The organism is Microcystis sp. M31BS1, assembly GCF_020245285.1.
In the GTDB taxonomy this organism is placed as follows: domain Bacteria; phylum Cyanobacteriota; class Cyanobacteriia; order Cyanobacteriales; family Microcystaceae; genus Microcystis; species Microcystis panniformis.
The window spans coordinates 1-9,428 of the sequence record NZ_JADBVE010000353.1; the positions used below are offsets into that span (position 1 = coordinate 1).

Genomic DNA, 9,428 nt, shown 5'->3' on the forward strand with positions numbered 1-9,428 from the left:
CCGATCACCCTAAGTAGGGGGAGAGCCTTCGAGATGTTAGGGACTTGCGCTTTGATAATGTACCTTTTGGGCGACGCAGTGCGCCCCTACATTGTGGACAAAATCCGTTACTGTAGGGGCGCAAGGCTTGCGCCCTCCGATCGATTGGGATATTATTCCCACGCAAGTCCCTTATCGCAACCGAATCGGCGGTTAGGACATTGACAATCTCCGAAACCCTCTCATACTAAATCCTGTCTCCTGTCTCCTAACCCCACCAACAAACTTTTTGCCGCAAACCCTACTTAAGACTTTTGCTATAGTTCTAGAAGAGGGCTAAAAAAATAGCAAACTAAGGAAATTTCTCCTTTGCTACTTTTGCCGTGAACAACTATGTTAAAGAAAGTCAATTATCTGCGATCGCTATCCTGTTTCCTCGCTATAATCCTCTGGAGTAGTCCTCTCGGGATTAACTCTAGCCTCGCTGTCAATGATAATTGTCAACTCTCCGAATCAGAAATCAAACAACAAGAAAATCTGCGTCAAACTTCCCCCCAAGAATATAACATTTTATTGCAGAAATATGCTGAACAATTGCGCTTTTGTCGTTCCCGACACTGGTTACAGGAACAAGCGATCTGGTTACGTCTTTACTCCTGTGATACCCGTCCTGGATCGATAGAAAGTATCCTCGATCGCATCGTGGCCAAAGGTTATAATATAGTTTATCTGGAAGTTTTTGCCGATGGTCAAGTCTTGTTACCTCCTAACAATAATCCCACGGTTTGGGATAGCGTGATTAAAAATCCCGGTGCTGGAAATGTGGATTTATTAGCACAGGCGATCGAACAGGGACATAAACGCGGTTTAAAGGTGTATGCTTGGTTATTTAGCCTCAATTTTGGCTATGCTTATAGCTTAAAACCCGAGCGACAGGAGGTGTTAGCACGCAATGGTAAAGGACAGGATAGCACCTCTTTTGTCGATGATCAATCCCAAACTTTTGTCGATCCCTACAGCAATCAAGCGCGACAGGATTATTTAATTCTCCTAGAAGCGATTTTACAACGTCGTCCCGATGGAGTTTTATTTGATTATATTCGCTATCCCAGAGGAACTGGAGTCGATTCCGTGGCTGATAATGTCGAAGATTTATGGATTTTTAGTCCCGCATCCCGACAAGCTTTAATTAATCGAGGATTGAATAATAAGGGCAAATTTTTAATTGATCGCTATCTGACTCGTGGTCAAATTTCCCCTGATGATATCGTCGAAGCAGATCGCCTTTATCCCCAAGAAACCGCCCCTCTTTGGCAGGGTAGAATTCCCTTAGAAGAGGAGATGAAACAATCAGTTAAAACTCGTTTTGATCGCCTCAAATTAGAACTTTGGTTCCTGACGGTTGCCCATGCTGCCCAGGGTGTAATTGATTATATTAGTTATTTTTCTGCCCTAGTGGAACGTCAGGGAATTCCGGCTGGGGCAGTGTTTTTTCCCGATGGGAATCGTCTTGTGGGTAATCAAGGTTTCGATTCCCGTTTACAAGCTTGGGATAGTTTTCCCGCTTCCCTAGAATGGCATCCCATGTCCTACGCTAATTGTAACGATACTACCTGTGTGGTTAATCAGATCAAAAGAGTAGTGGCAAGCAGGGGAAATCAAACTCCTGTTATCCCAGCTTTAGCGGGTTTATGGGGACAACCCTATAACAATCGTCCCTCCTTAGAAGTGCAAATGGCAGCGATTCGCCTAGCTTTTCCCAGCATAGATAGTATCAGTCATTTTGCTTTTTCTTGGCAAGAACCACAATTCGATCGAGCCAGAAGATTTTGTCAAATGTAACCCCATTTACACCTCTACTTTTACTTCCTCTGTCTCTGTTTTTTCCTGTGGGGGGGGGACTATCAAAGGCGGCAGTTCCGGTTCGGCGGTGTTGAGAGTCGGTGTAATATCGACGTAGTTAATTACCGCCCCTAAAATTTTCACTTCCGCTTCTGTTAACTGGTCAGTTGCTTCACTCAAGAGACTAGAACGAGTTATGCCCTGGCGCGTTACCAGAATAATCCCGTCCGCTAGTTCTTCTAAGAGAAGAGCATCATTACAGCTAGACAGAGAAGGAGTATCGACAATCACCAGATCGAAACGGCCGCGAGAATCTTTGAGAATTAATTGTAATTCGCTCGATTCAATGATAGCTGCCGCTTGTTTTTGCGGACCGGGACTAGGCAAAATGGAAAGGTTTTCAATATTTGGGGCCAGCCGGATCGATTTACTTTTTGCCCCGTAGTAAAGTAGGGGTTCTCGGAAAGAATTGGGATCGGGAGTGACTCCGATTTCTTCGGCCTTAGAGGGACTTCTCAGATCTCCTTCTACTAACAGAGTCCGTCGGCCCGCTAAAGCGGCGGCGATGGCCAGATTATAGGCAGTGGCGGTTTTCCCCTCTCCGCCAGTAATACTGGTGACAACAACCACTTTCACCGTTTCGCCGCCGCCAACAAGTCGCAGGGTACTGCGTAAACGTTCGTAGTAGGGGAGATAATTGGCATTAGCATCGGCGAGAATCGGCTCGATTTCCTCGCCCTCTAAATTCCGGACAATGGGCAATTGTCCCAAGAGTAGTATATCCCGACTAACCAAAGCTTCCCGCAATTCTTGGGGACTGTGCAGGCGATCATCGATCACTGCTAACAGGAGAATCGTACCCAATCCGGCTAAAGTTCCCAAACCAGCACCCACCAAGAGAATCAAGGTACGATTCTTGCGGTTAAACACCTGTTCGATCGGTTGAGCAACCGGCGGTTGGGCGACGGTGAGACTACCCACGGTTTCCGCTTCTGCGGCCTGAGCATCCACCAGAGCATTGAGAATATTCTCGTAGATACCCCGTTGAAAGGCGACAGCTTGGGTTAAACGAGCTTGCTGTAGCTGTTTATCGGGGAATTTCTCGTATTGGGAGCGTAATTGCTGTTCCTGAGTCACCAAGGACTCTAATTGTTTCATTAAACCCTCGCGCTGGGTTTGCAGGGTGACTAATTGAGCCGCTAATTGTTGACGGGTGGCATCGAGATTACTTTGCTGACGGATGCGACTGCTGGGAAGATCGGTCAGGATGCCATCTTTTCCGATCACCTCGGCGGCTCTTTTTTGTAAGAGAGATTCGTTAACTTCCTGTTGTTTGCGTAATTTAGCTACGGTGGGATGTTCGGGACGTAAATCCTTCTGTAGTCGCTCCAATTGGGTTTCCGTGTCCAAGATCTGCGCTCGGATACTGGCAATAATCGGGTCGGCACTAAGGGCCGAGGAGGTGTAAGCTTGATCGGGGGTTAAATCGAGTTGTTCACTCAGACTATTAATCTGTCCTTGAATGCCTTGCAGTTCTAGGCGAATTTCTCGCTGTTGCTGTTGACTACTGGTGATAGCGGTGAATAAACTCCCGTCTTGAATCGCCAATAAATCTGAACCCTGGGTACTAATGTAGCGATAAAACTTTTCTTCGGCTCTGGTTAAATCTTTTTGGACTTCGTTAAGTCGGACACTGAGAGCTTCTATGCGGGCCCGTAACTGGGAAGTATTCAGCCAGCGACTGTATTCCACCATTTCCTTCATCAAGGTTTCGAGAATTAACTCCGCCTTGGACTGGGAGTCGGCCGTTAACTCTAAAAGTACCTCTTGGGGTTGGTCGCTATTATTTTTTTGTCCCTCCGCTTCACCGGGGAAGGTTATTTTTAAATCCTGATCGCGAATTTTAACCATCTGTTCCTGATTAAATTGCAATTTTTTGGCCGCATTGACCAATACCCGGGGAGACAGCAGTAAATCGCGATCAATAGCCCGCCCTTGTTCTTGCAGTTGGGTTCCTGTACTGGTAAAAGCCGGCGGCGGCACCCGGTAGGCCAATTGTCCCACCGCCCGATAAAAGGTGGGGGGTTTCTCAGGATCGGGTAGGAAAGCAAAGATCACAGAACCGCCTAAACAGACGAGGAAGACGAATATTCCCACAAATTTGTTCTGATCTAGCGAGATGAGAAATCGTTTAACAATTGGTAGAGCCATAGCTTTTTAATGTATTCCCAGATTCTTTACATTTTAGCGGTCAAGAGTGATTCTCGCCCTTGAAATCCTAGCTTATGAAGTTGTGTTAAGGAGTGAAGGGAGCAAGTTGCCCCTCAATTATTGGAAGTTATTGAATTGATTGCCAAAGTCGAGAATTGTATTGGTAAAACTGGAAATATCCCGGATGGGTTGGGTAATGATATTAAAAGCGGCGAAAATCTCCCCTAACAGGGTGCGGGTGACGATAATTACGTCCTGATCTTCTAAGGGAACATTTTGGGATATATCTCCCCTAACTGCCGCTATCGGACTCAAAGTTTGACTAACAATTCCCCCTTTGGCACTATCAAAACGGAGCAGGGACACTTCATTGACATTAATCCGCAGGCGATCGGAAACCGGTAAACTAGCCACTACATCAAGGAAGCTACTGCCATTAGGAATCGAAACATTTCTCAGGGAAATTCCTGAAGGAATTGAGGGAGCTAAAACCCTGACGGTGATATTCTGCTGGGCGAGGGTGGTTCTAGCCACCAGGGTGCGATTATATCCCGTCTCTTGGCCGACTTCTAACTTGGAAACAATCACGGCATCACCTCCTTGCAAACGCAGATCTGGCAAGCGTTCCCCTTTAATTAAGGGAGTATAAAGGTCAAGTTTCTCCTCTAATACTGTACCATCGACTAAAACCCGACGGACAACGATCGAACGCAGATCGGCTCTGGGGGTGCCGCCACCCGCCGCCAAAAGTACCTGCGCTAGGGGAGTATTAGGAGCAACACTATAAAACCCCGGTCGCTGTACCTCTCCCAGAATGGTTAACTGGACGGGACGGGCAGTGGTTAAAACAGCAATCACTTCCGGTTCCTCCCGCAGGTATTTTCGCCCCAATTCGAGGCGGATCTTAGTTTGCACTTCGTCTAAAGTCAAGCCCAGCACCGGAATACGCCCTAAAATCGGCACCAGAAAATTACCATCGGGATCCACTGGCCCCGTGGAATTAAATTCGGGAAAATCGGGAACCGAGACAGTAATTTGATCGCCGATATCGAGTCGATAGGACTGAATTTGTCGGGATTGGCGATTATTGGGAGAGTAAACCGGTGGACTGTAGCCGGTAGGGGGAATCGTGTTTTCAGGAAAGGTGGGATTAGGCGGTTCGGGGGGCAAAAATTCCAACCCAGTTCCGGGTTGAGTCTGGGGTATGGACAAAGAACCCTGGGCCTTGAGGCTCTCGGAGGGAATTACCCATAAGAACCCTGTCAGACTAAACCCTGATAAGGCTATGGCCCCGGTTCTGAATAAACTAACTGGCAAAAACTTGTTGAGCATTGGTAGAATCATACAGATATATCAATTTATTTTCTGAGAGTTATCTAGTGGGAGAGGAACAAAGAAGCTATTAAGGACTAGAAAAGTGCCTTGAGCTAGTTTTTTTTAAACAGATAGTTGGGAGCAGAAAAACTACTTTTCTTTTTTGGTCTCAGGCAGAGAAGTTAATTGACTTAAGACATTTTGTTCTAAGTAACTTTGAACTTCCTTGGCGAGATTGAGAGCAAAGGGAGTGAGAGTTTGCAGTTCTTTCGTCGGTTCTAAGGGAATCAGCAAGGAAACGGCTATCCAGGGTACTCTCTGTCTTTTTAATTGCGCCCATTGGTCAAGCCAATACCAAACAGAGGGATCGTAATGACCACCACCTAGCCAAGCATACCATTGCACCACGGCAAAGGTATTTTGTGTCCAGGCACGATAGAATCGAGCCTTGGCCTTTCCTCCCGACTGGGTGGGGATTAATAGCTCGGTTGTTTCCCCCTGATTCCAACGACTAATCGAAGTGATATCCGACCATTCTAATCCTGGTTGATTTTTATAGTAGATCTGTGGCTTTAAAAGCACGGTGATCCTCTTGCCCTCAGGAGTTTCCACCACTTGCACCGACCATTTTCCCTCACCGATTTGTCCTTGCTGCTGATCGATGGTTTTCAGGTCAGAGAACTTGATTCCCGATTCTTGTAGAGTCCGCATTTTTTGAATGTTACCGATTCTTGGTTGATCCACCCAAGACCAATGGCCAGAAATTAAATTGGGCAGGATACCGCCTAAAATCAACAGCAGCAGCAAGCACAACAGTAGTGAATAATTACCCGGTAGCTTTTTTTTGATTTTATCTAACACTAAACTTACCTCGGCCGGAATTTTTCGACTAATCATCCTGGTTACCTTCCCCTTGAGCTAGGGACTTTTTCTTAACCGCCTCGCGATACTGCATGATTTGGAAGACCAAAAGGATCAGTAATAACATAAAGACGGAGTATAAATCACCCCCCCAGCCATCGTGGAGTAATTTGAAGTTTTCCTCTTGTCCTGTGCCGTGAAACCAAGCTAAAAGCGCGTTACGAACAATATTAGCCCCGACACTAATTCCAAAGGCACTGAGGAGCATAAAGCGGGTTTTACGACCGTTTTCGATGGTATCAGTCCAATGGAGCAGCAGGAGGGTGACGTAAAGACTGCTAAATAACATTTTCAGCCCCGCACAGTAGGGAGCGACTTCCACCATCCTGCCTTCTACCGCTACATAGATACCGTCAACGGAGACATCTAGGCCCGCTTGCTGGAGAATAAAACCAGCGCAAGCAGCAATAAAAACCTGTAGGGGTAGGGTATAGGGAGCGATCAGGTAGGGTATGGGATTAGGAGTCGCTAAAGCTGTTAAAAGCAGGGGAAATCCCTGTAATTTTAAACCTTCCGTTCCTTTTAACCAGAGACAGATTCCCGCTAAAATAATCGGGAAAGACATACTAACCCAAAGAGAGGAACCGAGGAGATAAAAAATCGCTCCTAGGGTTAACAAAAACGCTCCGAGGGGATGGGAGCGATCTTCGAGGCGTTGCCATTTTTTGCGATTCTGCCAGACAATATAGGCGGCATAGGGAAGGCCGATCAAGCCGTGGCTAAAGTATTCGTGTTCGATGCCGATCGATTTATTCAGCCAACCATCATACCAATGAAAGATCACCGGACCATAGATGACCGCCAAGAAACCGATAATCAGCCAAGATTGCCGATTTTTCTGGGAGACGGGGGATAAGGAAGGACTAATACCCATAGGACAGAGCGATTTAGTGACAAATTCTGAATTTATGTTACCCGATGATCGCAGTGATCTGTTCAACCACGATGTCAATTTGCTCCTCGCTGATACCGGGGTACATGGGCAGAGAGACAATTTCTTCACAGAGAGTCTCTGCATGAGGAAAGTCTCCCTGTTGATAACCCAGGTAGCGATAGGCCGGTTGCAGATGACAAGGAATCGGATAATGAATGCCGGTTTGAATACCGACGGCAGTTAATTGTTCTTGTAGTTGTTGGCGATCAACCGGACAATGGGGGAGTACGCGAATAACGTAGAGATGATAGACATGACCGGTCTCGGTTTCGTCTCGTATGGGTAAAATGCCCTTATCGGCTAAAGGAGCCAAAAGCCGGTCGTATTGTCTTGCCGCTCGCTGACGGGCCCGATTCCAGCCTTCCAGATGGGGTAATTTAACATTTAAAATGGCGGCTTGTATGCTGTCTAAACGACTATTAGTGCCGATATCGGTGTGAAAATACTTGCTCGGTGCGCCATAATTTCTTAAACTACGGGCTTTTTGGCTAATTTCGGGATCATTGCTCACTAACATTCCGCCATTGCCAAAAGCACCTAAATTTTTACTGGGATAAAAACTAAACCCCGCCGCCACACCGACACTGCCGGCGCGATAACCTTCTCTACTGGCTAAATGGGCCTGGGCCGCATCTTCAAAGATAGTCAGATTATGGCTGCGGGCAAAATCCTCTAATTTTTGGGGTGATACCATCTGTCCGTACAGGTGTACGGGTAGAATGGCGCGGGTGTTGGGGGTAATTTTTTGGGCGGCCGCTGCGAGGTCAATTAAGGCCGTATCGAGGTGACAATCAACTAAAACTGGTTTGGCCCCCGCTTGAATAACACCCATGAGGGTAGCGACAAAGGTATTAGCGGGGACTAGCACTTCATCCCCGGCACCGATGCCGTAAGCTTGTAAAGCCAGGGCAAGAGCAGCAGTGCCAGAAGCTACTCCCACAGCATACTCGACTCCGCAAGCTTGGGCAAAGGCGGTTTCAAATTCGGCTAAAGCTTGGCCTAAAACAAAATCTCCTCGGTCGATAACTGTTTGGATTGCCTCGGTAATTTTTGCTTGTAGGGGCCGATTTTGCCAAGTTAAATCAACAAAGGGAACTTTGATTAAATGGGAATTCATCTATTGCTTGTTTAGGGAGATATTATTAATTATCAAGAGACTAGCATAGGTTTGATCAAGTTGTCTAGATTTGTAGGCTCTCTTGTCCTTGTGTTCTTTGTGCCTCTGTGGTTTATCCTTAATCCTTCTGGGATAACCTGAGAAAAAGTATAGGCTAGGCTAGATTCTAACCCAGCTAAACCAAGAGAGCCGATTGGTATTCAGGGGGTTTGGCCTTGACTTGGCCAAAAGAATTAAGTTGACTGCCTAGCTATTTATTTTTGCCGCCAAACTTTGAAGATAATTACTAAGTGGGTGGGTGGAATTAAATATAAGATGAACGTAGGTTGGGCTTCGGCCGTGAGCTTTTGCCGAACGGTTGAAGCATGAAACCCAACGCCTCAAAGGATTTAGTATAAGAAGTTAAGAACGGGAAAAGGCCAAGAGTTTTCCCGGTTTGATAAAAAGAGAGATTAATATTAAATATTTGTAAACTTTTTTGCCTAAGTTACTTTTCTATGGTATGCAAATCTTTACTGCTCCGATTCGGGGGTTTCTTGGGGGGTGTCATCGTTGTTGGTTTTTGGTTCTTGTCCTTTAAAAATCGTGATAGATCGCCAAAAACCCTCTAAAAACTGATTAAAGGTCGTTTCATTGATTTTACCCGTCCAGAACAATAACACAATCACAATAAGAGCAAAGATAAAAATAATTGTCAAAACGCTGGTAATAAACTGTACCACTGGCACAGTATTGGCAAGCACCGCAAAGATAAAAGTAACCACAGCTAAAACCAGCAACAAAGCGAGACTAGGTTTCAGGAGATTGGGAGTTTCTGGCGTTTTGGGACTCATAGGGCGATTTTCTCGGCTTTTGCGGCTACGTTCCTCCCTTTCGTCGAGATGTCTTTCTCTTTCTCTCTTAGATTCCACCCCTTCTAAGATATCGCGGATATTGTATTTGCCGCGCAAACCGGGGAGAGTTGCTTCCACGCTGCCTTGGCGATCGAGTTCTATCAGATGGAGATAATCGACGGGAACTTCTACCCCGGTGGGTTTTTCCCCTTGCAATTCTCGAATCACTAACTTTTCCTGTACGGCTAAATTAGGGATAGTAGCGTGAATTTTCTGA

Annotated in this window: 6 protein-coding genes and 1 pseudogene; 1 reads left to right on the forward strand and 6 read right to left on the reverse strand. The window is 46.2% G+C overall.

Annotation, left to right across the window (positions count from 1 at the left end; translation table 11 throughout):
* The first annotated feature begins 372 nt into the window (after positions 1-372).
* Positions 373-1,821 (forward strand): family 10 glycosylhydrolase, encoded by a 1,449-nt coding sequence (locus IM509_RS19945; RefSeq protein WP_052277875.1) that lies wholly within the window; start codon positions 373-375, stop codon positions 1,819-1,821.
* 6 nt (positions 1,822-1,827) lie between these two features.
* Here the strand turns inward: IM509_RS19945 and IM509_RS19950 are convergent, their stop codons facing one another.
* The 6 genes and pseudogenes from IM509_RS19950 to IM509_RS19975 all read right to left on the reverse strand — a co-directional run.
* Positions 1,828-4,032 (reverse strand): GumC family protein, encoded by a 2,205-nt coding sequence (locus IM509_RS19950; protein ID WP_052277876.1) that lies wholly within the window; start codon positions 4,030-4,032, stop codon positions 1,828-1,830.
* Between the two features lie 117 nt (positions 4,033-4,149).
* Positions 4,150-5,364 (reverse strand): polysaccharide biosynthesis/export family protein, encoded by a 1,215-nt coding sequence (locus tag IM509_RS19955; protein ID WP_052277877.1) that lies wholly within the window; start codon positions 5,362-5,364, stop codon positions 4,150-4,152.
* A gap of 132 nt (positions 5,365-5,496) precedes the next feature.
* Positions 5,497-6,243, reverse strand: a complete 747-nt coding sequence (locus tag IM509_RS19960; RefSeq protein ID WP_052277878.1) for a cyanoexosortase B system-associated protein — start codon at positions 6,241-6,243, stop codon at positions 5,497-5,499.
* Positions 6,236-7,141, reverse strand: a complete 906-nt coding sequence (gene crtB / locus IM509_RS19965; protein WP_052277879.1) for a cyanoexosortase B — start codon at positions 7,139-7,141, stop codon at positions 6,236-6,238. The genes IM509_RS19960 and crtB overlap by 8 nt, the downstream gene beginning before the upstream one ends.
* Before the next feature lie 37 nt (positions 7,142-7,178).
* Positions 7,179-8,318: a DegT/DnrJ/EryC1/StrS family aminotransferase gene (locus IM509_RS19970; protein WP_052277880.1), complete on the reverse strand. Its 1,140-nt coding sequence runs from the start codon at positions 8,316-8,318 to the stop codon at positions 7,179-7,181.
* Positions 8,319-8,830: 512 nt separating this feature from the next.
* Positions 8,831-9,428: pseudogene (locus IM509_RS19975) on the reverse strand (GTP-binding protein); the annotation flags it as partial.

What these genes read in the sequence shown, in the direction of transcription:
- IM509_RS19960 (WP_052277878.1), bottom strand. Translation starts at nt 6,243, where the DNA reads ATGATTAGTCGAAAAATTCCGGCCGAGGTAAGTTTAGTGTTAGATAAA.
- IM509_RS19950 (WP_052277876.1), bottom strand. Translation starts at nt 4,032, where the DNA reads ATGGCTCTACCAATTGTTAAACGATTTCTCATCTCGCTAGATCAGAAC.
- IM509_RS19945 (WP_052277875.1), top strand. Translation starts at nt 373, where the DNA reads ATGTTAAAGAAAGTCAATTATCTGCGATCGCTATCCTGTTTCCTCGCT.
- IM509_RS19970 (WP_052277880.1), bottom strand. Translation starts at nt 8,318, where the DNA reads ATGAATTCCCATTTAATCAAAGTTCCCTTTGTTGATTTAACTTGGCAA.
- IM509_RS19955 (WP_052277877.1), bottom strand. Translation starts at nt 5,364, where the DNA reads ATGCTCAACAAGTTTTTGCCAGTTAGTTTATTCAGAACCGGGGCCATA.
- crtB (WP_052277879.1), bottom strand. Translation starts at nt 7,141, where the DNA reads ATGGGTATTAGTCCTTCCTTATCCCCCGTCTCCCAGAAAAATCGGCAA.